Source organism: Frateuria edaphi, assembly GCF_021117405.1.
GTDB lineage: Bacteria > Pseudomonadota > Gammaproteobacteria > Xanthomonadales > Rhodanobacteraceae > Frateuria_A > Frateuria_A edaphi.
Map to the genome: position 1 here is coordinate 709,604 of NZ_CP088251.1, position 23,522 is coordinate 733,125.

20 protein-coding genes and 1 tRNA gene are annotated in these 23,522 nt (G+C 69.8%); 11 read left to right on the plus strand and 10 right to left on the minus strand.

Going from position 1 to position 23,522, the window contains the following annotated elements; translation table 11 throughout:
- Positions 1-86: 86 nt before the first annotated feature.
- Positions 87-782 carry a tRNA (adenosine(37)-N6)-threonylcarbamoyltransferase complex dimerization subunit type 1 TsaB gene (gene tsaB, locus LQ772_RS03155; protein WP_231323927.1) on the plus strand — a complete coding sequence of 232 codons (696 nt, stop codon included), beginning with the start codon at positions 87-89 and terminating at the stop codon, positions 780-782.
- A 193-nt stretch (positions 783-975) separates the two neighbouring features.
- Here tsaB and LQ772_RS03160 read toward each other — a convergent pair whose 3' ends face one another.
- On the minus strand, positions 976-1,992 hold the full coding sequence (locus LQ772_RS03160) for a YeiH family protein (RefSeq protein ID WP_231323928.1): 1,017 nt from the start codon (positions 1,990-1,992) through the stop codon (positions 976-978).
- Positions 1,993-2,084: 92 nt separating this feature from the next.
- Here LQ772_RS03160 and LQ772_RS03165 point away from each other — a divergent pair, with 92 nt between their 5' ends.
- Positions 2,085-2,963: a LysR substrate-binding domain-containing protein gene (locus LQ772_RS03165; RefSeq protein WP_231323930.1), complete on the plus strand. Its 879-nt coding sequence runs from the start codon at positions 2,085-2,087 to the stop codon at positions 2,961-2,963.
- Positions 2,964-3,014: 51 nt separating this feature from the next.
- On the plus strand, positions 3,015-3,677 hold the full coding sequence (locus tag LQ772_RS03170; RefSeq protein WP_231323932.1) for a UdgX family uracil-DNA binding protein: 663 nt from the start codon (positions 3,015-3,017) through the stop codon (positions 3,675-3,677).
- 28 nt (positions 3,678-3,705) lie between these two features.
- On the opposite strand, the gene LQ772_RS03175 is transcribed toward LQ772_RS03170, so the two are convergent.
- The 4 genes from LQ772_RS03175 to lexA all read right to left on the minus strand — a co-directional run bounded on the left by LQ772_RS03175 (position 3,706) and on the right by lexA (position 9,720).
- Positions 3,706-6,795: an error-prone DNA polymerase gene (locus tag LQ772_RS03175; protein WP_231323934.1), complete on the minus strand. Its 3,090-nt coding sequence runs from the start codon at positions 6,793-6,795 to the stop codon at positions 3,706-3,708.
- A gap of 67 nt (positions 6,796-6,862) precedes the next feature.
- Positions 6,863-8,266, minus strand: a complete 1,404-nt coding sequence (locus tag LQ772_RS03180; protein ID WP_231323936.1) for a Y-family DNA polymerase — start codon at positions 8,264-8,266, stop codon at positions 6,863-6,865.
- 10 nt (positions 8,267-8,276) lie between these two features.
- The gene (gene imuA, locus LQ772_RS03185) at positions 8,277-8,951 is read right to left on the minus strand and encodes a translesion DNA synthesis-associated protein ImuA (RefSeq protein WP_231323938.1); all 675 of its coding nucleotides are present in this window, start codon (positions 8,949-8,951) and stop codon (positions 8,277-8,279) included.
- Between the two features lie 163 nt (positions 8,952-9,114).
- Positions 9,115-9,720, minus strand: coding sequence for a transcriptional repressor LexA (gene lexA, locus LQ772_RS03190; RefSeq protein ID WP_231323940.1), 606 nt, complete (start codon positions 9,718-9,720; stop codon positions 9,115-9,117).
- Between the two features lie 151 nt (positions 9,721-9,871).
- Between lexA and LQ772_RS03195 the strand changes: the two genes are divergently transcribed.
- Positions 9,872-13,456: a hybrid sensor histidine kinase/response regulator gene (locus LQ772_RS03195; RefSeq protein WP_231323942.1), complete on the plus strand. Its 3,585-nt coding sequence runs from the start codon at positions 9,872-9,874 to the stop codon at positions 13,454-13,456.
- A gap of 66 nt (positions 13,457-13,522) precedes the next feature.
- Here LQ772_RS03195 and LQ772_RS03200 read toward each other — a convergent pair.
- From LQ772_RS03200 to ftsY, 5 genes are all read right to left on the minus strand, one after another.
- Positions 13,523-13,598 (minus strand) — tRNA-Phe (locus LQ772_RS03200).
- A 69-nt stretch (positions 13,599-13,667) separates the two neighbouring features.
- Positions 13,668-13,943: an oxidative damage protection protein gene (locus LQ772_RS03205; RefSeq protein WP_231323943.1), complete on the minus strand. Its 276-nt coding sequence runs from the start codon at positions 13,941-13,943 to the stop codon at positions 13,668-13,670.
- Between the two features lie 147 nt (positions 13,944-14,090).
- Positions 14,091-15,161 carry an A/G-specific adenine glycosylase gene (gene mutY / locus LQ772_RS03210; protein WP_231323945.1) on the minus strand — a complete coding sequence of 357 codons (1,071 nt, stop codon included), beginning with the start codon at positions 15,159-15,161 and terminating at the stop codon, positions 14,091-14,093.
- Complete coding sequence (locus tag LQ772_RS03215; RefSeq protein ID WP_231323947.1) at positions 15,158-16,213, minus strand: AsmA family protein; 1,056 nt, start codon at positions 16,211-16,213, stop codon at positions 15,158-15,160. Before LQ772_RS03215 ends, mutY begins: the two co-directional genes overlap by 4 nt.
- Positions 16,214-16,219: 6 nt before the next feature.
- Positions 16,220-17,353: a signal recognition particle-docking protein FtsY gene (gene ftsY, locus LQ772_RS03220; protein WP_231323949.1), complete on the minus strand. Its 1,134-nt coding sequence runs from the start codon at positions 17,351-17,353 to the stop codon at positions 16,220-16,222.
- 160 nt (positions 17,354-17,513) lie between these two features.
- Here ftsY and rsmD point away from each other — a divergent pair, with 160 nt between their 5' ends.
- The 7 genes from rsmD (at position 17,514) to LQ772_RS03255 (ending at position 23,401) form a co-directional block, all read left to right on the plus strand.
- Entirely contained in the window at positions 17,514-18,077 is a 564-nt protein-coding gene (rsmD, locus tag LQ772_RS03225; protein ID WP_231323951.1) for a 16S rRNA (guanine(966)-N(2))-methyltransferase RsmD, read from the plus strand.
- A 27-nt stretch (positions 18,078-18,104) separates the two neighbouring features.
- Positions 18,105-18,605 carry a pantetheine-phosphate adenylyltransferase gene (coaD, locus tag LQ772_RS03230; RefSeq protein ID WP_231323953.1) on the plus strand — a complete coding sequence of 167 codons (501 nt, stop codon included), beginning with the start codon at positions 18,105-18,107 and terminating at the stop codon, positions 18,603-18,605.
- A gap of 77 nt (positions 18,606-18,682) precedes the next feature.
- Positions 18,683-19,180: a hypothetical protein gene (locus tag LQ772_RS03235; RefSeq protein ID WP_231323955.1), complete on the plus strand. Its 498-nt coding sequence runs from the start codon at positions 18,683-18,685 to the stop codon at positions 19,178-19,180.
- A 195-nt stretch (positions 19,181-19,375) separates the two neighbouring features.
- The gene (locus LQ772_RS03240) at positions 19,376-19,636 is read left to right on the plus strand and encodes a YfhL family 4Fe-4S dicluster ferredoxin (protein ID WP_231323957.1); all 261 of its coding nucleotides are present in this window, start codon (positions 19,376-19,378) and stop codon (positions 19,634-19,636) included.
- Positions 19,633-21,354, plus strand: coding sequence for a gamma-glutamyltransferase (gene ggt / locus LQ772_RS03245; RefSeq protein WP_231323959.1), 1,722 nt, complete (start codon positions 19,633-19,635; stop codon positions 21,352-21,354). The genes LQ772_RS03240 and ggt overlap by 4 nt, the downstream gene beginning before the upstream one ends.
- Before the next feature lie 149 nt (positions 21,355-21,503).
- On the plus strand, positions 21,504-22,367 hold the full coding sequence (locus LQ772_RS03250) for an MBL fold metallo-hydrolase (RefSeq protein WP_231323961.1): 864 nt from the start codon (positions 21,504-21,506) through the stop codon (positions 22,365-22,367).
- Positions 22,364-23,401 (plus strand): TMEM43 family protein, encoded by a 1,038-nt coding sequence (locus LQ772_RS03255; protein WP_231323963.1) that lies wholly within the window; start codon positions 22,364-22,366, stop codon positions 23,399-23,401. Before LQ772_RS03250 ends, LQ772_RS03255 begins: the two co-directional genes overlap by 4 nt.
- Positions 23,402-23,522: the final 121 nt, after the last annotated feature.

Below are 23,522 nucleotides of genomic sequence, written 5' to 3' on the forward strand. Positions count from 1 at the left end.
CGGGTTTCATCAGCTGCCATGACGACGATTTGCCCGCGCCCGTATCGACAACCGACCGCCCGGGCAGGGCGTGCGAGAATTCCCGCATGAACCTGCTCGCCATCGAAACCAGCACCGAAGCCTGTTCCGTCGCCCTCGTGCACGGACAGGAAGTGATCGCCCGCAGCGAACTGGCCCCGCGCCGCCACGCCGAACTCGCGCTGCCGATGGCCGATGCGCTGCTCGCCGAAGCGGGGCTAGGCCGGCATGCGCTGGATGCGATTGCGGTGGGCCGCGGCCCCGGCGCGTTCACCGGCGTGCGGCTGGGCGTGGCGCTCGCGCAGGGCATGGCGTTGGCGCTGGACCGGCCGGTGGTGCCGGTGTCCTCGCTGGCCGCGCTGGCGCTGGAGGCGCCGGAGGACGAGGCGGCGATCCTGGCTGTGATCGACGCACGCATGGGCGAGATCTATGCCGCCTGCTATCGCCGCGATGGCAACAGTGGCCTGGTGGCGCTGGACGAGGAGCGCGTCTGCGCACCCGACGCGCTGGTGTTGCCGCAAGCCCAGGCGTGGAGCGTCGTCGGCAGCGGATGGAGGACGTACGCGGACGTGCTGCGGAAGCATCTGACCGGCGAGCTGCGACAGGCCGAAGGCGACCGTTACCCGCAGGCCCGCCACGTGGCGGAACTCGCCGTGCGCGAATACCAGGCGGGCCGGGCCGTTTCGCCGGAACAGGCCTTGCCGGTGTACCTGCGGGACAAGGTGGCGTTGACGCTGGCCGAGCAGGGGCGCGCCAGCTCCTAGCTCCCCGGACCTTTCGACTTCGGCCCTGCGCCCAGGGCGGACGGTTACGGAAGCGTCCGATTTCAGTTCGACGGCCACTCGAGTTCGATGCGGAAGGCGACAAACGGCATCTGCCCGGAACAAGCGAAGAATTTTTCCGTTCGCCCTCAGCTGGCGCAGCGAAGTCGAAGGGCCGCGATCCACGGGGCTGGCCTCAAAGCCGCCCGATCGCCAGCTGCACCAGCAGGCTGCTCACCGCCACCGCGATCCACACGCCGAACCCCAGCAGGATCGGTCGCGGCCCGCTGGAAATCATCCTGCGCAGGTTGGCCGACAGCCCGATCGCGGTCAGCGCCATGATGATCAGGAATTCCGCCAGCTGGTGGATCAGCGGCTGCGCCGCCACCGGCACCAGCCCCGCCGTGCGCACCGCCGAGGCGACCAGGAACCACAGGATGAACCAGGGAAAGATGCGCTTGAGGCTGAAGTCGGCCGCGCCTTTCTTTTTCTCCCGCATCGCCACCATCACCGCCAGCGTGATGCACACCGGGATGATCAGCGTGGCGCGGGTGAGCTTGACGATGGTGGCGTAGTCGCCGGCCGCATGGCTGTAGCTGTAGCCGGCCGCGACCACCGAGGACGTGTCGTTGATCGCCGTGCCCGCCCACAGCCCGAAACCCAGGTCGGACAGGTGCATCAGGTGCCCCAGCAGCGGGAACAGCAGCACCGCCACCACGTTGAACAGGAAGATGGTGGAGATCGCGAATGCAGTGTCGTGCTCGTCGGGCTTGATGATCGGCGTCACCGCCGCGATCGCCGAGCCGCCGCAGATCGCGGTGCCCACGCCGATCAGCACCTTGAGCTGGTCGTGCACACCGAGCAGCCGGCCCAGCCCCCACGCCGCGACGAAGGCCGCGCTCATGGTGATCAGCGTCACCGACAGTGACTCCAGCCCGGTCTTCGCCACCTGGTCGAGGCTGAGCCCGAAGCCCAGCGCGATGATCGACCACTGCAGCACCTGCTTGCCGGCAAACTGGATGCCAGGCGTGAAGCGCGCGCCGGGCGACAGGGTGTTGCGCACCAGGATGCCGAGCACGATGCCGATCACCGGCCCTCCGACCAGCGGCGCCAGGTGTCCCAGCCACAGCGCTACCAGCGCGATGGCGAGCGCGAGGCCCAGGCCCGGCAGGCGGGCAGGCAGGGTGGGGGCGGGCGTGGCGGCGGCGCTCATCGTTGGCTCGGGTGGCGAAGTCCGCCCATTGTCCCTGTGCGTGACCATCAGCAAAACTTTGCATGCTTGATGGTTGCTATAAGCTTTGCTGAATGCTGAACATCACGCCCCGACAGCTCGACGTGTTCGTGCAGACCGCGCTGCACGGCAGCCTGCGCGCGGCCGCCGAGCGCGTGCACCTGACCCAGCCCGCCGCGAGCATGGCGCTGGCGGAGCTGGAACGGCAGCTCGGTGCGCCGCTGTTCGACCGCGAACGCGGGCGGCTGCACCTCAACGCACGCGGGCGCGAACTGCTGCCGCGCGCGCAGGAATTGCTCGAGCGGCACGCGGAACTGGCCCGATTCGGGCAGGGCGATGCGCAGGCACTGGCGGGTGAACTGCGCATCGGCGCGAGCAACACGGTCGGTAACTACCTGGTCGGCGAACTGCTAGGCGGCTTCGTGCGTGCGCAGCCGCAGGTGGCGATCCGGCTGCGCGTGGCCAATACCGACACCATCGCGTCGCAACTGCTCGACCACGCGCTGGACGTCGGCTGCGTGGAGGGTCCGGTCGCGCATCCGCAGCTGGAACTCAAGCCCTGGCGCGAGGACCGGCTGCGCGTGTGTGCGCCGCCGGGGCATCCGCTGGCGCGCAAGCGTTCACTCAAGCCGGCGGATTTCGCCGGCGCCCGCTGGGTGTTGCGCGAGCCAGGCTCGGCCACCCGCGCCACCACCGAGCGTGTGCTCGCGCAATTGCCGCCGGGCGAAACGGTACTGGAGCTCGACCAGATCGAAGCGATCAAGCAGGCCGTCGCCGCCGGCCTCGGCATCGCCTGCCTGCCGGAGGTGGCACTGGTCGATGCGCTGGCGACCGGACGGCTGGTGGTCCTGAAGACGCCCTTCCTCGATCTCAGGCGCATGCTTTCGCTGCTGCTGCACCGGCAGAAATACCGCGGCGCGCTACTCGAAGCCTTCCTGCAGACCGTCATGTAGGCGGGCAGCTTGCCGGCAGGTTCACCCTGGCGGCGCTAGCGTCCGCTGGCCATGGCAACGCGTTCGGTCAGCAACCCCTTCGGCGTCCCGCTGGCCAAGCCCGTGGACGAGGTACCGGCGGGCGCCCTCGCCACGTTGCGGCGCGAGGCGCGCGACTGCCACGCCTGTCCGCTGTGGCGCTACGGTACGCAGACGGTGTTCGGGCAGGGTCCGGCGTCGGCCCGGGTGATGTTGATCGGCGAACAGCCCGGGCTGCACGAGGACCGCGAAGGCGTGCCGTTCGTCGGTCCCGCCGGGCAACTGCTCGATCGCGCGCTGGGCGAAGCGGGACTGGACCGCTCCACCTTGTACCTGACCAACACCGTCAAGCATTTCAAGTACGAGATGCGCGGCACCGCCAAGCTGCACAAGCGCGCCAATGCGGCCGAGCAGGCGGCTTGCCGCATGTGGCTGGCCGCCGAGCTGCTGCGGGTGAAGCCGAAGCTGGTGGTGGGCCTGGGCGCCATGGCGGCACAGACGATGTTCGGCAATGCCTTCCGCATCACCCGCGAGCGCGGCGTGTGGCGACCGCTGGGCGAAGGCGCGCAGGGACTGGCGACCTGGCATCCCTCCGCCGTGCTGCGCATGCCGGAGGAAGCGAAGCGGCACCAGGCATTCGACGAACTGGTGGCGGATCTGCGGATGGTGGCCGGAGCGCTGGGAAGACTGACGTAGGGCGGGCTTCAACCCACCGCAGGCAGCCTCAATGGAAATCCCGCGAGCGCACGTCCAGCTCGCCCAGCATCGGTGTCAGGTCTTCCAGCGTGTGCGCGATCAGGTGCTGGACGCCATGCTCGCTTTCCAGGTGGCCTTCGATCGCCAGCAACCGCGATGCAAGCAGCACGCGACGCTGGCGCAGCACCACGCGCCGCCAGATCACCACGTTGGTCAGCCCGAACTCGTCCTCGATGGTCAGGAACACCACGCCGCTGGAGGTCTGGGGCTGCTGGCGCAGGGTGACGATGCCGGCGACCCGTACGGGTCGTCCGTTCGGCACGCCGGCCAGTTCGTTGGATGCGCGGAAGTGCCGCGCACGCAGACGGGAGCGCAGCAGGCGCAGCGGATGCGGGCCCAGCGTGGTACCGGTGAGCGCGTAGTCGGCGCGCAGGTCTTCGCCGCGCGTGGGCAGCGGCAGCGCGATGGTTTCCGTTTCTGGCGTGGAGCCGGGGAACAGCGGCAGCTGCGGTTCCACGCCAGCGATCGCCCAGCGCGCGCGATGACGATGGCCGGCCAGTGCGCGCAGCGCGCCCGAGTCGGCGAGCAGGGCCTGGTCGCGGCGGTCCAGCTTCGCGCGAATGCTGAGGTCTCCCACGTCGACGAACGGCCATTGTCCGCGAGCGGCCATGATGTCTTTTGCGGTCGCTTCGCAGAAGCCACGGATCAGCCGCAGGCCCATGCGGATCGCCGGCTGCAGGCGTGGATCGCGTTCGGGCTCGAGCGTGCAGTCCCAGTCGCTGTGGCGCACGTCGATGGGCAACGTGCGGATACCGTGGCGGCGGGCGTCCTGCAGCAACTGGTCGGGCGAGTAGAAGCCCATCGGCGCGGAGTTGATCAGCGCGCAGGCGAACGCCGCCGGCTCGTGGCACTTGAGCCAGCTGCTGACGTAGGCGAGCAGGGCGAAGCTGGCCGCGTGCGACTCGGGAAAGCCGTAGCTGCCGAAGCCCTTGATCTGCTCGAACAGGTGCTCGCCAAACTCGCGGCTGTAGCCGTTCCTCAGCATGCCGGCGAGCAGCTTTTCGCGATGCGGCTCCAGCCCGCCATGGCGTTTCCAGGCGGCCATCGAACGGCGCAGCGCATCGGCCTGGCTGCCGTTGAAGTCGGCGGCGACCATGGCGATCTGCATCACCTGCTCCTGGAACAGCGGAACGCCGAGCGTGCGCTTCAGGACGTTTTTGAGCGCCTCGGAGGGATAGCTGACTTCCTCCTCGCCGTTACGCCGGCGCAGGTAGGGATGCACCATGTCGCCCTGGATTGGGCCGGGCCGCACGATCGCCACCTCGATCACCAGGTCGTAGAACTCCTTCGGCTTCAGGCGCGGCAGCATGGCCATCTGTGCGCGCGATTCGATCTGGAACACGCCGATGGTGTCGGCGCGGCTGATCATGTCGTAGGTGGGCTTGTCGTCCTTGTGGTCCTTGTTGATGCCGGCGATGGTGTAGTCGCCGCGGCCGTTCGACTTCAGCAGGTCAAAGGTCTTGCGGAGCGCCGTGAGCATGCCCAGTGCCAGGCAGTCCACTTTCAGCATGCCCAGCGTGTCCAGGTCGTCCTTGTTCCACTGGATCACCGTGCGGCCGTCCATGGCGGTGTTCTCCACCGGCACCAGCGTGGAGAGCGGATGCTCGGAAATGACGAAGCCGCCGGGATGCTGGGAGAGGTGGCGCGGAAAGCCGATCAATTGCACGGTGAGTGCGAGCACCTGCCGGATCAGCGGTGTGTCCGGATCGAAGCCGCGCTCGCGCAGCCGGTCCGACGGAGGCACTTCGCCGCTCCAGCGATCGAGGGTGGAGGAGAGCTCTCCAGCCAGTTCCGGCGACATGCCCAGTGCGCGTGCCACGTCGCGGATCGCACCGCGGCCGCGGTACTCGGTCGCCACCGCGGTGAGCGCGGCGCGGTCGCGGCCGTAGCGGTCGAACACGTATTGCAGCACTTCCTCGCGGCGTTCGTGTTCGAAGTCGACGTCGATGTCCGGCGGCTCGTCGCGATCCATCGAGATGAAGCGCTCGAAAAGCAGGTTGCTGGTTGCCGGGTCGGCCTCGGTAATGCCGAGCACGAAGCAAACCAGCGAATTGGCGGCCGAGCCGCGGCCTTGGCAGAGGATGTCCTTCGACCGCGCGAAGCGAACGATGTCGTGCACGGTAAGGAAGTAGGACTCGAACTTCTTGACCCGGATAAGGGCCAGTTCGCTCTCGATCTGTCCGCGCCACTCGTCCTTCACGGTGACCGGCCAGCGCCAGCGCACGCCTTCCTCGACCAGTTGGCGCAGCCAGCTGGTCGGAGTGTGGCCCTGGGGTACCAGTTCGTGCGGGTAGGTGTACTCGAGCTCTTCCAGCTTGAACGTGCAGCGCCGCGCGATCGCGACGCTCTCGGCCAGCAGTTCGGGTGGATGGATGGCCGAGAGCGCGCGGCGCGTGCGCAGGTGCCGCTCGCCGTTGGAGAACAGCCGGTGGCCGGCCTGCGCCACGGTGGTGTGGTGGCGGATCGCGGTCATCACGTCCTGCAGCGGGCGGCGGGCGCGTACGTGCATATGCGCGTCGCCGCTGGCGACCAGCGGCAGGGCGAGTCGTTCGCCCAGGGCGCGCAGGGAGGCCAGGCGGGCGTCGTCGTCGGGACCGCGGTGAAGCTCGACCGCGAGCCAGCAGCGGTCCGGGAAGCGCGCCTTCAGCCAGGCCCCTTCGGTCTCGTCGGGCTGCATGCCGGGCAGCCACAACGCAAGCAGGCCGTCGGTATCGCCGAGGTCCTCGCGCAAGGATTCGTAGCTGCCCTTGGGCGCGCGACGACGACTGGTGGTGATGAGCTGGCACAGCCGCGCGTAGCCTTGCTGGTTCTCCACCAACAACACGCACTTCGGTCCGTCGACGAACTGGAACTCGCTGCCGACGATGAGCTTGACGCCGGTTTCGCGCGAGGCTTCCAGCGCGCGCACGATGCCGGCGAGCGTGCATTCGTCGGTGATGGCGAGGGCGCTGTAGCCCTGCTGCTTCGCACGTTCGAACAGTTCGATCGCCAGCGAGGCGCCGCGCTGGAAGCTGAAGGCGGAGAGGCAGTGGAGTTCGGCGTAGGCGGGCAGGCTCATGCAGCTACCCTCCGGCTCTGCCGGGCCCGTTCTTGTGTGTGCGTCGCGGCAATGATGGCCAGGAGGTTCATGCGAACCACCCGTGCAGCATGAAGCCCTCGCGTTCGCCGACCGGGCAGTAGGCCCAGGCGCGCTGCCCGGCGGAGGTCTCGATCACGTAGTAGTCGCGCCGCACGTCGCCGTCCCACCAGCCGCTTTCGACGCGCTCGGGACCGGCCAGGATGCGCGGCTCGCGATCACGCAGCGGGATCGGTTGGGGCAGCAGCCAGCCGGGGCGGGGCAATGGCGGAGCGCCGGCGCTCTCGCCGTGGTCGCGCCAGGCGCGCTCGGGGCGATGGTCGGCGTGGATCGAAAGGCCGTGCACGGCCTCGTCGCCCAGTCGCGCGCGCAGGCGTTCGCGCAGTTGCTCCCACGGCACCGCCTGTTGCGGGCGCACGTCGAAAAGGTCGCGGCCGGCCGGCACGAATGGCGGCAGTTCGCGCGCGATCAGTTGCAGGGCGCGCACCGGCGCGGCCAGTTGCACCAGGTCCAGCCGGCCGCGGGCCAGTTCGAACAGCATGCCCCCGTCGCGTTCGGGGGCGAGCAGGCCGACCGGCACTTCGGTGGCGGCGCCGCGCTCGTGTTCCAGTCGCAGCACGAAGCGCTGCACGCCGCCGTCGCGGCCGGCGAGATACGCGGCGAGGTCGCCGGTCATGCGGCGCAGCGGGAACAGCAGCTGGCCGGTGGCGCCGACCTCATAGTTGAACTCGATGCGCGATTCGAAATGGTCCGGCGGCTGGTAGCAGTCCAGCGGCGTGGCGAGTGCGCCAGTGAGGCGGTCGAGCTGGCCGAGGGTTTCCGTGCCCACTCGCCGGCCCAGTGCCGCGCGCGGCAACGCGTAGACCTGGGCGAGCCGGCGCAGGCCCATGCGGCGCAGGCTGTCGGCCGCCTCCGGCGGCAGTCCCGCACGTTCCACCGGCAATTGGCCGAGGGCTTGATTCAGCGGTGCATCGTGGGTGATGACCAGGCCGTCGTGCACGCCGGCCAGCGCACGCGCGGCCCACGGGTTGGGCGCGAGCGCGATGCGATGGCGGAAGCCGAGCGCGGTCAGGTCTTCGCGCAGCAGCGCTTCCATTCGCGGCCATGGCCCGAACAGGCGGAAGCTCGCCTCCACTTCGATCAGCAGCGAAGCCGGCATCTGCCGGCTGACCTGCGCGCCGTAGCGGTAGGCCCAGGCGGCGAGGAAGTCGTGCCAGCGCGTGGTTTCGGCCGGGTCGTGCTCGACCACGGCAAAACGCGCGCAGATCGCCTGCGCGGTGGCCAGCGGCAGACCCGCGCGCAGGCCCTGCGCCTTCGCCGCGGCGTTGACCGCGCGCAGCACGCGCCGCTGCACCGGGCCGTCGACCAGCACCAGCGGTTCGTCCGGCGTGGCGTGGCGGCGAAGGACGCCGTCGAGCGCCAGCTGCGGCAACAGGATGCAGGCCCACAACATGTCGTGGACCTCAGGCGCGGTCCGCGACAGTCGCGGCGGGACTGTCCGGCACCGGTTCGGAAGGCGCACCGGTCGGCAGCGGCCAGGGCAGCGGCTGCGCCGGCGGGTTGCCGCCGCGGCACTTGAGCACGCGCAGGCGCGCGGGTCGGGCTTCCAGCACCAGGCGCAGCGCCGCGGGCGAGGCGTGGACCGCCACCGACGCGGGGCGCATCGCTATACCCAGGCACTGGCCGGTTTCCGCCGCCAATTGCAGGCGGCGCAACGTGCGATCGTCGGCCTGGTGCGGCCAGCACAGCACCGCGGCGCAGGCGGCCGAGCGCAGGCATTGTTCGGTCGCCCACGGCACGTCACGCGGTTCGGCGCGCACGATCTGCAGACGGTCCAGGCGCACGCCGGCGTTGGCCCAGGCGGCGGGGAAGGGCAGGTAGGGCGGGGCGATCAATGCGACCCGACCGCCGGCCTGCGTCAGGCGCGCGAGCGTGGGCCACAGCAGGCCCAGTTCGCCGATGCCGTCGAGCGGCAGCAGCACTTCGCTCAGCACACCTTCGGGCCAGCCGCCGCCGGGCAGCGCGGCGTCCAGCAGCGGGAAACCGGTCGGCTGGCGCGAAGGCGCGTGCGCCTGCGGCTGGCCGCGCCAGAGACGGCGGGCGTCGAACAGGTGATCGAGGGCGACCACGTTGCTCACGGGTGCGCCACCGTAGGGTGGGCTTCAGCCCACTGCTCTGTATTGCCGTGGTGGGCTGAAGCCCACCACGCAGGAGCGGCGGCGTTGTCAAACCGGGCGCGGCCTTCCCGACGAGCCGCCGCCGGGAGGCGCTGGCGCCCGCCCCGGCCTGTGCGTACGTTCATCAGCCTGGCCTCACCAGCCCCGCGAACAGCCCCTCGATGGCGAAGTCGGTGGCGCGCGGGTCCACCTCGATCGGGGTGTACGCCGGGTTGCGCGGCAGCAGTCGGATATGGCCGTCCCTGTGTTCGAAACGCTTGACGGTGAACTCGCCTTCCAGCCGCGCCACCACGGTCTGGCCGTGGCGCGCCTCGGGCGTGCGGTGCACGCCGATCAGGTCGCCGGGGAGGATGCCATCCAGCAGCATCGATTCGCCCACCACTTCCAGCAGGTAATCCGGCTTGAGGCGGAACAGCGAAGCATCCAGCGCGACTTCGCGGTGGACCTCGGCGTCCGATCCGATCGGCCGGCCCGCCGCCACGCGACCGAGCAATGGCACCGCGAGTGTCGATACCGGCTCGCTGCGACGCAGGCGGATGCCGCGTGCCTGGCCTGGCACCAGTTCGATGTGGCCCTCGCGCTCCAGTGCTTCCAGGTGCAGTCGCGCCGAGCGGTTCTGTTTCAGGCCCAGCGCGGCCGCGATCTGCAGCTGCGACGGTGGATAGCCGTGCGCCGCGATGTGCTCTCGCAGGTAGGCGAGCAGGGCTTGGCGGATGGGGCTTAGGGTCATGATACTAATATTAGTACATCGGGGAAGGTCGCGGCAGGGGGATGCTTTTGGCATCATTTCGTGAAGGGGAATCCGGCGGTTTGCCGAAAGCGTGAAGTCCCGGGGGACAGCGATGCGTCCGCGAAGGACTTCAGGCGTGTGGGGGAAGCACATGGTGTCCGCTTTGCTGCTGGGCGTCGGCTTGCTGCTGGGTGTGCCCGCGGCGGGCGCCAACGTGCCGGCCTCCGCTCCCGCCGGGGCGGCCCCGAACAGGGTCTTGCCGACGCCGCAGTTCCGCCGCTACGGCAGCGCCGACGGCCTGCCCAGCAGCCTGGTCTACACCGCGGTGCAGGCGCCGGACGGCACCATGTGGTTCGGCACCAAGAACGGCATCGCGCGTTTCGACGGCGTGGAATTCCGCAACTTCCGCCACGTTTCCGGCGATCCCGATTCACTGGCCGGCAACGGCATCTCCTCGCTGCTGATCGACAAGCAGGGACGGTTGTGGGCCGCCGGTCTGGATGCGGGCCTGAACCGGCTGGATGCCGCCAGCGGCAAGTTCAGGCACTGGAAGCACGATCCGGCCGATCCCGGCAGCCTGGCCAGCGAGAAGGTCTGGACGCTGGCGCAGACGGCCGATGGCAGCCTTTGGGTGGGCACCCGCTTCGGGCTGGACCGCATGCGCGCGGATGGCAGCTTCGAGCATGTCGTCAATCCCTTGCTCGGTCCGGCGCCGACGGACTTGGGCGAAGTGGCCGCGCTCTACGTCGATCCCCATCAGCGCCTGTGGGTCGGCAGCGCCCACGGCCTGTTCCGGCGCGATGCGAACGGCAGCTGGCACCACGTGCTGCCGGCCGATCCGGCGCAGACGGTGGACGCTTGGCGCATCGACGGCAACGGGGACGAGGTGCGAGTGGCCACCGTGCGCGGGCTGCTGGTGGTCGGGGCTGACGGCCGCGCGCACCGTTTCGCCCGCGACGTCCTGCCCGACACCAACGTGATGGTCAGCACCCGCGACCACGCCGGGCGGTTGTGGATCGGCACCCAGCGCGGCCTGTTCCTGCAGGAGCGGCCGGACGGCCCGGTCCTGCCGGTGATGAACCGCCCGGTGCTTTACGGCAACCTGCCCGGCACCTGGGTGTGGCAGCTCTACGTCGACCGCGAAGGCGGCCTGTGGGTGACCACGCTGGACGGTGGCGTGGCTTACCTGGCGCCGGGCTGGTACAGCTTCAGCCGCTACACGCACGTGCCGGACAATCCGGCCAGCCTGCGCGATTCGGTGGCGACCACCATGGCCCGCGGTCGCGATGGCCGGCATATCTGGGTCGGCGAGCGCGACGGGCGTGTGGACCGGCTCGACCCGTACACCGGCGCGGTCGAACACGTGCTGTCCGGCCTGCACGGCGACGTGCTCGGCATGACCGAAGGCGAGGGCGGCCGCCTGTGGGTCGCGGTGCAGGGGACGCTCTACCGCGCGCAGGGCTCGCACGCCGTCGCGGTCGACCCGGAAGGCCAGATGTTCCGCCGCCCGCTGGAGGTCGAACCCGGCCCCGACGATCGCCTGTACGTGCGCACCTTCCGCGAAGGCCTGTTCCGCGTGGATCCGGACACGCTCGCCGTAAGCCGCGTGCCGATGCACCAGGCCGACGACAAGATGCTGTGGGGCGCGCAGATGACGCTCGACGACCGCGGCACCTTCTACTACGCCAGCGAAGGCGGGCTGATGCAGCTGGACCCCACGCACCGCTTCTTCGAGCCGGTGCCGGGCGGCCCCACCGGCATCTCGGTCGAAGCCTTCAGCTTCTCCCCTGACGGCCTGTGGCTGGCCACGCCCGACGGCCTGGAACAATACCGCTACCACGGCAACGGCCTGGCGCTGGTGCGCCACGTCGACATGGCGCACGGATGGCCCTCGGTCGGCGTGGTCGACATGCGCGTGGATGCACGCGGACGGGTATGGATCTTCGGTACCGATGGCCTGTGGCGCTTCGATCCGGATTCGGGTCGCTTCCGTTCCTTCGGCTTGCAGGACGGTCTGAGCAACACCGAATTCTCCCGCGGCTTCGCCTTGATGCCCGACGGCAACCTCTATGCGCCGACGCTGGGCGGCGTGGTCGCCTTCAATCCCGATCGCGTGTGCGAACAGGCCACCGTGCCGCAGCTCGCGCTGACCCGCGTGCGGGTCCGTCGACACGGCCAGTTGACCGACCTGCCGTTGGGTCCGGGCCCGGTCGAGGTGGACTGGCGCGACCGCGAGCTTGGCGTGGAGGCGCGGGTGTTCTCCTTCGTCGATCCGTCGGCCAACCGCTACCGCTTCCGCCTCGATGGCCTGGACAGCGGCTGGGTCGACGTCGACAGCCGTGGCGAGCGCGATTTCGCCGGACTGGCCGCGGGCGATTACACCTTGCGCGTGATGGCGGTCGGCGCCGGCGGCGCCTGGGCGCACCTCGCCGCGCCGCTGCGCATCCGCGTCGAGGCGCCGCCGTGGGCGCGCTGGTGGGCCTGGCTGACCTACGCGATCACCCTGGGGCTGATCGTGTGGACAGCGCTGCGGGTGTGGCGCCGGCGCATCGCGCAGCGCCATCGCATCGCGCTGTCCGAGCAGCAGCGCTGCCTGGCCGAGGAAGCCAGCGCGGCCAAGACCCAGTTCCTGGCCACGCTGAGCCACGAGATCCGCACGCCCATGACCGGCGTGATGGGCATGGCCGAACTGCTGCTGACCACGCCACTCAAGCCCGAGCAGCGCGACTACACGCTGGCCATGCAGCGCTCAGGCGGAATGCTGCTCAAGCTGCTCAACGACGCGCTCGACCTTGCGCGCATCGAAGCCGGCCGGCTCGATCTCGAACTCGCGCCGTTCGATCCACGCCAGCTGGTCGAGGACGTGGCTCAACTGCAACTGGGCCATGCCCAGGCCAAGCGCCTCTCGCTCGCCGTGGAGCTGGCCGACGACCTGCCGCCCAGGGTCGTCGGCGACGCCGTGCGCATCAAGCAGGTGCTGCTCAACCTCACCCACAACGCGCTGAAGTTCACCGAATACGGCAGCGTGAAGCTGTGCGCGCAGCGTCATGCCGACGGCCTGGTCTTCAGCATCGCCGACACCGGCCCCGGCATTCCCGAGGCGGCGCAGGCACGCCTGTTCCAGCGCTTCGAGCAGGTCGAAGGTCCGCAGCGGCGCGCCGGCAGCGGCCTGGGACTGGCGATCTGTCGCGAGCTGGTCGGCATGATGGGCGGCGATATCGAACTGGAGTCGCGCGTGGCCCAGGGCACCACCTTCCGTGTGCGCCTGCCGTTGCAGCCGCCCGAAGGCGCCGTCGGCGCGATGGCCGTCGCGCACGCACCGATCGGCCGCCCGCTGCACGTGCTGCTGGTCGAGGACGACGCCATCGTCGCGGCGGTGATCCGCGGCCAGCTCGAACGCCAGCGCCACCGCGTCTGCTACGTCGCCAACGGCCTGGGCGCGCTCGCCGAACTGGACCAGTCGCGCTTCGACGCGATGCTGCTGGACCTGGACCTCCCCGGCGTCGATGGCTTCCAGGTCGCCCGCCTGATCCGCCAGCGCGAAGAACCGAGCCAGCGCGTTCCCATCGTCGCCATCACCGCCCGCTCCGGCGGCGACGAGGAGGCGCGTGCGCGCGAAGCAGGGATGGATGGGTTCCTGCGGAAGCCGTTCAGTGGCGAGGCCCTGGCGGAATTGTTCGTCGAGCTGGTGCCGCCGTCGGACGTGTCGACCACCACGGCGATCGATCCGGCCTGATCGGGAACACAAAAGCCGGCGAACGAAAAAGCCCGCAGGCATGACCTGCGGGCTTCTTGTTTTGCATGGTGGCCGGGGACGGAATCGAACCGCCGACACGGGGATTTTCAATCCCCTGCTCTACCAACTGAGCTACCCGGCCGGGAAGAGGTTCCACGCATGAAGGCGTGCTGCGTGGAGCCGCGCATTTAAGCGGATGCGGGCGCGGGCGTCAAGGCTCGCCGGGGGCGACGTAGCCGGCGGGCTGCGCCACGTCGCCGCCGAAGAAGTACTTCTCCATCTGCTCGCCGAGGAACTGGCGGGTCTTCGCCTCCAGCGGGTTCAGGCGGTACTCGTTGATCAGCATGGTCTGGTGGGCGAGCCATTGCTGCCACGCCTGCTTGGAGACGTTTTCATAGACGCGCTGGCCGAGCGGGCCGGGCCAGGGAGCGAAGTCGAGGCCTTCGGCGTCGATGCCGAGTTTGGTGCAGTGGACGGTGCGGGACATGGTGCTTTCCGATGTTGCTCAGGTGTCGTTCGCGCTGAGCGTAGCTTGCGCGGCAGGCGGAGTCGAAGCGGTGCGCGGTGTGGCGGGTTCGACTTCGGCCCGCGGCCCGTGCTCACGACGAAGGTTTTTCGGGAACGGTGGCGTGGCTCAGGACAGGCGTTGGGGTTCGCGCGCCAGGGATTCCAGCAAGGTGCGCACCGGCGCGGGCAGGCCGAGGTCCGGCCACGCGTCGCGGGGGTACCAGCGCAGCGCCGCATTATCGGCGATGGCGGGGTGGGCTGTCGCGCCGTCGAACAACAACGGTTCGATGTTGAGGCGGTAGTGGCTGAAGACGTGGACGAAGGGCGTGAGCGGTTGCGCATCGTCCAGCTGGGCGTGGGTCTGCGCCAGGCGCCAGGCCGCGTCGTGGCCGGTGGCCTCGGGCAGGCTCCACAGGCCCGACCACACGCCGGTCGCACCGCGCCGTTCGAGCAGCACGCGACCCTGGCGATCGCGCAGCACGAGCATCGTCGTCTCGCGCGTGGGCAGCGTCTTGCCGGGCTTCGGTGTAGGCAGTTGCGCGGTGCGGCCGTCGCGGCGGGCGACGCAGGTTTGGGTCAGCGGGCAGGCCAGGCAGAGCGGGCGCGAGCGGACGCAGACGGTGGCGCCAAGGTCCATGATCGCCTGGGTGTAGTCGGCTACCCGCTCGGTCGGCGTGTGCGCCTCGGCCCGTTCCCACAGCTGCTTCTCGACGGCACCCTGGCCGGGATGGCCTTCGATACCGTGATAGCGGGCGAGCACGCGCTTGACGTTGCCGTCGAGGATCGGAAAGCACAGGCCATGCGCCTGGGCGAGGATCGCGCCGGCGGTGGAGCGGCCAATGCCGGGGAGCGCGGCGAGCGCGTCGAAGTCGCGTGGCAGTTCGCCGCCGTGGCGCTCCACGCACAGCTGCGCGGCGCGATGCAGGAAACGCGCGCGGCGGTAGTAGCCAAGGCCGGACCACAAGGCGAGCACGCGGTCTTCGTCCGCGGCGGCGAGGTCGGGCAGGGTGGGCAGCGCGTCGGTGAAGCGCAGGAAGTAGGGAATGACGGTGGCGACCTGGGTCTGCTGCAGCATCACTTCGGACAGCCACACGCGGTAGGCGTCGCGGCGTCCGTCCGTGGCGGCCTGCCAGGGCAGGTCGTGGCGGCCGTGGCGGTCGAACCAGGGCAGCAGGTCGGCGGCGAGGGTGGAACTCATCGGGCGTCGCTGCTGGCCGATGCCGCGGGCATGCCGGTGCTCGATGCCGCGGCGGGCGTGAGTTCCAGGTGCAGGCCTTCGACGTGTACGCCGGCCACGTCCAGCGTGGCCGCGTCCACGTGGCCGTTGCCGGGTGGTACGCCGAGCCGCGGACCTTCCTCGTCGCCGATGTGCGACCACCAGCGCGCCACGCCCAGTGGCGGCAAGCGCAGGTCGAGATGATTGCCGGGACCGTCGAGCTTGAGCGCCAGCAGCAACGGATCGCTCTGGTTGGCCGGGGTCAGCTGCAGCGAGATGTCGTAGCGGCCGGCGTCGGCCTGGTCGAGCGATCCGGCAAGCGTGGCCGCGGCGTCGGCGGCGCCGTGCCAGTGCGCCTCGCCGGTCAGGTCCATCGCCAGCGTGACGCCGCGGGTGAAGTCCAGATCGATGTCGTTGAGCTGCAGCGCATTGCCCTGGATGCGCGGCGTGGCGGTCAGGCGCAGCTGCATCGGCGTGCCGCCGGCATCCTTGGCCGAGATCACCAGCGGGAACGGCTGGCCGGAAAGCAGGTGACCGGCATCGAGCGAGAAATCGCGCAGCAGCAACTGGTTGCCACTGACGATGGTGCCGCGCGCGATGCGCACGCCGGTATCGATGCGCGGGATGTTGGGCGCGCCAGCGCCGCCGGAAGGCAGGCTGGACAGCCAGGCCTGCAGCGCATCCAGGTCCACGCGCGGCGCGTCGATCTCCAGTCGCGAGATCACCGTGGGGCCGCCGAACAGCGTGCTCCAGGGCAACGCGAGCCGACCGTTGGCGGCCAGCAGGATCGGCATGCTGGCGCCCTGCGCGGTGAGCGTCAGCCCTTCCAGCTCGAGCGCCGGTCGCGGGAACAGGGTGGGACTCGCGGGATTGGCCAGGCTGAGTTCCAACCCGGCCTGGTGCGCCTGTTCCTGCAGCATGGCGGTGAAGCGCTCCGGCTGCAGCAGCAGGTAGACGGTCACCAGCAACGCGACCAGTCCGGCGACGAGGATGCCGGCCAGGCTGAGCAGCGCGATGCGCAGGCGCCGCGTCATGGCCACTCAGGCCCGGGCCAGCGTGGCCGGCAGCAGGCCGTCGACGAAGGCCCGTGCGTCGAACTCGCGCAGGTCCGTGGCGGTCTCGCCCAGGCCGACGAAGCGGATCGGCAGGCCGAACTCGCGCGCCAGCGCGAACATCACGCCGCCCTTGGCGGTGCCGTCCAGCTTGGTCACCACCAGGCCGGTCACGCCCACGATCTGCTGGAACTGGCGCAACTGGCTGATCGCGTTCTGACCAGTGGTGCCGTCGATCACCATCAGCACCTCGTGCGGTGCGTCGGGGTCGATCTTCTTCAGCACGCGGGCGATCTTGGACAACTCGTCCATCAGCCCGCCCTGGGTATGCAGGCGGCCGGCGGTGTCGGCGATCAGCACGTCGGCGTTGCGCGAGCGGGCGGCCTGCAACGCGTCGAAGATCACGCTGGCCGAATCGGCGTCCTGGCCCTGCGCGATCACCGGGACGTTGTTGCGCTCGCCCCAGGTCTTCAGCTGTGCCACCGCGGCGGCGCGGAAGGTGTCGCCCGCGGCGAGCAGCACCTGCCGACCTTCATCGCGCCAGCGGCGCGCGAGCTTGCCGATCGTCGTGGTCTTGCCCACGCCGTTGATGCCCACGGTCAGCACCACGAAAGGCTTGCGGCCGCCGATGTCGAACGGCTGCTGCACCGGCAACAGCATCGCCACCAGCGCCTCGCGCAGCGCCGCCAGCAGCGCGTCGGCATCGGCGAACTCGCGCTTGTGCATGCGCTTGCGCAGGCCCTCGACCAACATGGTGCTGGCTTCGATGCCGACGTCGGCGGTTATCAGCAGGGTTTCGAGCTCGTCGAGCAGGTCGTCGTCGAGCTTGGGGTGGCGCACGAACAGCGAGCTCAAGCCCTTGGCGAAGCCGCTGCCGGAAAGGCGCTCGCGCCAGCTGCGCTTGATCGGAGCGGGCTCCGGGACGGTTGCCGGGGGCGGCGGCTCGTCGACGATTGCCGGTTCGGCGGGGGCGAGTTCTGCGCGGGCTTCGTCCAGCACCGGACTGGCGTTGTCCAGGGCAGCGGCGTCGGTGGTGTGCTCGTCGGCGGGCGGCGTCTGGCCTTGCTCGGCCGGTTGCTCCGAAGTCGTTTCGGTGGGTTTCTTCTTCCAGAATTTAAGCATTGCGGCGGCGTTTCCAAGACAATGCGCGGATGCTATCACCCGCTACCAGACTGGCCGCTGAGGGCCATCCGCACCTGCGTTTCCGCTGCGCGGGACCGATTTTCGCCGGGCGCGGGACGGCAGTCGCGCACAGGGTGCGCTCGGGCAGGGGAACGCGGGCGTGACGGGGCGTATCCGCATCATCGGCGGCCGCCTGCGCAATTCGCGGCTGGACGTGCCCGAGCTGCCGGGGCTGCGGCCGACGCCGGAGCGCGTGCGCGAGACGCTGTTCAACTGGCTGGCGCCGGTGATCGGGGGCGTGCAGGCGCTGGACCTGTGCGCCGGCACCGGGGCGCTGGGGATCGAGGCGCTTTCGCGCGGGGCCGCTGCGGTGCGTTTCGTAGAGCGCGACGCCCGCGCGGCCACGGCGTTGCGCGAGAACCTGGCGCGGCTGAAGACCGAGGGCACGGTGACCGTTGCCGATGCGGCGGCCTTTCTGGAAGGTGCGCCCGTTCCGTTCGGACTGGTGTTCCTGGACCCGCCGTTCGCCGCGGACCTGTGGCCGGTGCTCGCGCAACGGCTGGAGGAGAGAGGCTGGCTGACCGAGCAGGCCTGGATCTACGTCGAGTCCCCGCGCGATCAGGTGCCTTCGCTGCCGTCCAACTGGGCACTGCACCGCGAGGGCCGGGCCGGCGAAGTGCGCCACGCGCTCTATCGCCGCTGCGCGGAGCTTCCGTTAAGCTAATCGCCACCTTCGCGCCGCAGCCTCCACGTGAACAAAGTTCCGGTGAACAAGCGCCTGGCCGTGTATCCGGGCACCTTCGACCCCATCACCAACGGCCATGCCGACCTGGTGTCGCGCGCCGCGCCGCTGTTCGAGCGCGTGGTGGTGGCGGTCGCCGAGAGTTCCGGCAAAGGTCCTGGCTTCAGCCTGGACGAGCGCATCACCCTGGCGCGGCTGGCGCTGGCCGACCTCCCGAACGTGGAAGTGCGCGGGTTCAACTGCCTGCTGGCCGATTTCGTCAGCGAGGTGGGCGCGGGGGTGATCATCCGCGGTCTGCGCGCGGTGTCGGACTTCGAATACGAGTTCCAGCTGGCGAGCATGAACCGCCATCTGATCCCGCAGGCGGAGACGCTGTTCCTCACGCCCGCGGAGCAGTACAGCTTCATCTCCTCCTCGCTGGTGCGCGAGATCGGTCGCCTTGGCGGCGACATCTCCAGCTTCGTGCATCCGGCAGTCCAACAGGCCATGCGACAGCGCTGGCGCAAATAAGGATGTACCGGTCCATTTGACGCACCCTGCGTAGAATGGATCGGGACATCTTCGAATCCACTCACAGGGAGACACCCATGCGTAAGTTCCTGATCGCCGCAACCCTCGTCCTCGCCGGCACCCTGGCCCTGTCCGCCTGCAACAACCAGGACGAGAGCCAGCAGAACACCCAGCAGGCTGCCGCTCCCAAGCCGACCAACCCGAACGATGCCCAGGCGTGGAACGCCTACCTGGGCCAGATCGTGCAGAACAACATGCAGGGCATGACCGCCGAGCGCCCGTACGCCTACCTGGTGCCGGCCGGTGACGACGAGGACGCCAAGGCCAAGTACGACCGCCAGCTGACGAACGTGCAGGACGTCATCGCCCGCGGCGTGCTGCCGGGCAACCTGCTGGCCTTCGCCGGCCCGAACTCGGCCAAGACCGCCGATTTCATCATCGCCGCCTTCGCAGGCGCCAAGCCCGGTACCTTCAAGGACGTGATCGTGCTGTTCATCGGCGACCAGGCGGACAAGGACCGCGTGACGACCGCGCTGCAGGCGACCGGTGCGACGGTGCGTTTCGTCGCCATGTAAGCGCCCGCGCGAATGCGCCCGATGCGCCCGCGATGCCGGAAGGCTTCGCGGGCGTTTTCGTTTGCGGGGTCAGGGTGGGTCCAGCCCACCATTGCGTGCGAGGCGATGGACCGAGGTGGACTGCAATCCGCCCGGCATTCCCGCGGGGATGACTCGCGCGGGTAAGGATGGCCGCTCCGCGCTACCATTGAGGCCATGTCCCTGAAGATCCTCGACACCTGCGTCAACTGCGACGTCTGCGAGCCCGCGTGCCCCAACAAGGCAATCTCGATGGGCGAGGACTACTACATCATCGATCCGGCCCTGTGCACCGAGTGCGTGGGCCATCACGACGAGCCGCAATGCATGGTCGTCTGCCCGGTCGAGTGCATCATCATCGATGCCGACCTGGGCGAGACGCGCGAGCAGCTCGAACTGAAATACCGCCAGTTGATGGCCAAGGAGACCACGGCATGAGTTTGTCCCCGCGTTGGCGAGTCCTTTTGCTGAGCCTGCTGCTGACCAGTACCGCCGCCTTCGCATCGGACCCGCCCGCCCGGACGACTCCCGCCAGCGCCGCCGCGCAGACGCAGAAGCCCGGCCACGCCGCCATCGCCAGCGCCAACTTCCTGGCCACCAACGCCGGGCTGGAAGTGCTGGCCAAGGGCGGCAACGCGTTCGACGCGGCCGTGGCGGTGGCTTCCACGCTGTCGGTGGTCGAGCCGGAAAGCTCGGGGCTGGGCGGCGGATTCATGGCTGTGCTGCGACGTGCCTCGGACGGCCGCGAAGTGTTCATCGACGCGCGCGAGGTCGCGCCCGCGGCGGTCGACCCGAAGGATTACGTCAATGCGGATGGCTCGCCCAACCGCGACGCCGCGCTGACCGGCCCCCTCTCGGCCGGCATCCCTGGCGAACCGGCGGGCCTGGCCTGGTTGGCCGCGCACTACGGCAAACTGTCGCTGTCGGCCTCGCTGGCCCCGGCGATCCGCACCGCGCGCGACGGTTTCAAGCCCGACAGCCGCCTGCGCAACGCCATCGCCGAGCGCGCCGACGACCTCAAGCGCTGGCCGGCCTCGGCCGCCAAGTACTTCGTCGACGGCAAGACCCCGGCGGAGGGCGTGACCTGGCGCGACCCCGACCAGGCCCGCACCCTCGAGGTCCTCGCCCGGCAGGGCCGCGACGGCTTCTACCAGGGCGACGTGGCGAAAAAGCTGGTGGCCGCCGTGCGCGCGGCCGGCGGCAACTGGTCCGAGGCGGACCTGGCGGGCTACCGCGTCAAGGAACGCGCGCCGATCAGCGTCGACTATCGCGGCTACCGCATCGTCACCGCACCGCCGCCGTCCTCCGGCGGCGTGGCGATCGCCGAGATCCTCAACATCCTGCGTGGCGTGGACATGGAGAAGCTCGATCGCGCCCATCGCGTGCATTACGTGGTGGAGGCGATGCGTCGTGCCTTTCGCGACCACAACGATTACCTCGGCGACCCGGACTTCGTGAAGATGCCGCTGGACATGCTGTTGTCGCCGTACTACGCCGACGGCCTGCGCCAGGGCATCCTGCCCGACCGCGCCACGCCTTCCTCGATGCTGCCGCACACCGGCGCATCCGACCCGGGCCCGCACACCACGCATTTCTCGATCATCGACAAGGACGGCAACATGATCGCCGTCACCTCGACGGTGAACTACACGCTCGGTTCCACCTTCGTCGCCGCCGGCACCGGCATCCTGCTCAACGACGAGATGGACGATTTCGCGCTGGTCCCCAACAAGCCCAACGTCTACGGCCTGCTCGGCAGCAAGGCCAACGCGCCGGTGGGCGGAAAGCGCATGCTCTCCTCGATGTCGCCCAGTCTCGTGATCGGGCAGGACCGCACCGCAGTAATCGGATCGCCGGGCGGCTCGACCATCATCACCCAGGTGCTCGAAGGCATCCTCGCCTTCATCGACGGCAAGGACGCAACCGCCGTCGTGGCGCAGAAGCGCTACCACCACCAGTTCATGCCCGACCGCGTGGACGTGGAGGAGGGCGTGTTCGACCCGGCCACCGCGCACGAGCTCGAGCGCATGGGCTACACGCTGCACCCGCGCGATCCCTGGGGTTTCATGAACGTGGTGACCTGGGACCACCGCAGCAACACGCTGCAGGCGGCCAGCGATCCGCGACGGCCTTCGGGCCTGGGCAAGGTGCAGTAAGCCTCCGCTGGCGGCGGGGGCAAAGGGGCGGACCTCGTCGCACCGTTGCGCGCGCTGGCTGCGTGTCCCAGAGTGGCGGCGCAGTGCGGGGAGACAGCCCCGGCACCCCTGCGTAAAATCGGGTCATTCTTTGACAGGGGCGACGTGTCATGCAGCTGTGGTCCCTTGAGGGCAACACCCAGAAACTCGATGGCGGCGCGATGTTCGGCAACGCGCCCAGGGCCATGTGGGCGCGCTGGATCGAGCCGGACGCGGAGAACCGCATCCCGCTGGCCTGCCGCTGCCTGCTGGTGAAGGACCTGGACGGTCGCAACGTGCTGTTCGAAACCGGCATCGGCGCCTTCTTCGAGCCGAAGCTGCGCGAGCGCTACGGCGTGGTCGAGGACCGCCACGTGCTGCTGGAGTCGCTGGCCCAGGCCGGTCTTTCCCACGAGGACATCGACGCGGTCGTGCTCTCGCACCTGCACTTCGACCACGCCGGCGGCCTGCTGGCGCCCTGGGCCGAGGGCGAACCGCCACGGCTGCTGTTCCCCAACGCCACCTTCCTGGTCGGCGCCGAGCACTGGCGCCGCGCGCAGTCGCCGCATCCGCGCGACCGCGCCTCGTTCATTCCCGAACTGGCCGGGTTGCTGGAGGCCAGCGGTCGGCTGGAGCTGGTCGAAGGGCCGTATTCGAAGGCGTTGGGCAAGTCGGTGCGTTTCCATTTTTCCAACGGCCACACGCCGGGGCTGATGCTGGCCGAAGTCGGTGGCGTGGTGTTCTGCGCCGACCTGATCCCCGGTCGCCCGTGGGTGCACCTGCCGATCACCATGGGCTACGACCGCGCGCCGGAAACCCTGATCGACGAGAAGCGCGCGTTCCTCGAAGACAAGCTCGCGCGTGGCGTGCGGCTGTTCTTTACCCATGACCATGCCTGCGCGCTGGCCCAGGTGACCCGCGACGATCGGGGCCGCTTCGGCACGACCGCAGAACAGGCCAGCCTCCACGGCGAGCCTGCCGGGGCGGTGGGGTGAGGCGGCAGCTGCGGGTCGGTACCCGGGCCTTGCTGCTGCGCGGCGGCGGCGCGGTGCTGCTCATCGCCGGCCTGGGGCTGGCGGCAATCACCGAACGGGGCCTGCTGGTGCACCATCTGGCTGCCGTACGCCACGGTGGCGACGTGGTCCAGGCGGGCTCGCGCGGGCCGCAGCCGGGGCAACACGGCAGCATGGTGCTGGTCTCGGGCACGCCAGAAGTGATCGAGGCGCCGCACGATGCGGACTTCAACCTCACCGTGCCCACGCCGCTCTTGTCCCGACGCGTGGAGATGTTCCAGTGGCGGGAGGTGCACGTGGGCAGCGACGTGCATTACGAACTGGACTGGTCCGACGAATTGCAGGACACCGGCAAGTTCGAGCAGCCGCGCGGACACGCCAACCCCGCGACGATGCCGCTGCGCAGCCAGCGCTTCGTGGCGGGGAAGGTGCAGGTCGGCGGCTTCACGCTGGGGCCGTTGCTGCTGCGCGCGCTGCCAGGCACGCAGACGGTGGCGCCGGACCCCTCGCGCCTGCCGGCCAACCTGGCCGCCAGCTTCAGCCTGTACCACGACTACCTGACTACCAGCGTCGACCCGGGCTCGCCGCGGCTGGGCGACGTACGCGTGAGCTGGCAGGCGGTGCCGGTGCAGCAGGTGACGATCTTCGCCCGCCTCGATGGCGACCGGCTGGTGCGGGCCAGCCAGGCGGACGACCAGGGCTACCAGGTGCAGGTGGGCGAGCGTTCGCTCAGCGACGTATTGCCCGACGTGCCCGACCCGCCGGAATTCACCCTCGCCCGCCGTGGCGGCGCGATCCTGCTTGCCGCCCTGGGCGCCTTCCTGCTGCTGTGGGAGCGCCGTCGGCACGTCGGCGACGTGGCGCTGGCGCTGGCGGTGGGCGTGACCGCGATCGGCGCGGTGTCCTGTGCGTCCTGGCTCGGCGGCGAGTGGTCGCCCGTGTTGAGCTGGCTCGCCGTGACGGCTGCCGGCGTGCTGGTGGTGGTCGTGCTGCACCGGCGGATGGCGAGGGTCTGATCCGGGCGGTATTCCCTACTGCGGCTGGCCTTTGGCCATCCGCTTCGCCCGACCCACCTGTCGTCACCCTCTCCCGGCGGGAGAGGCCTCGAACAGACCGTCTGAGGGACGCGCCGCGACT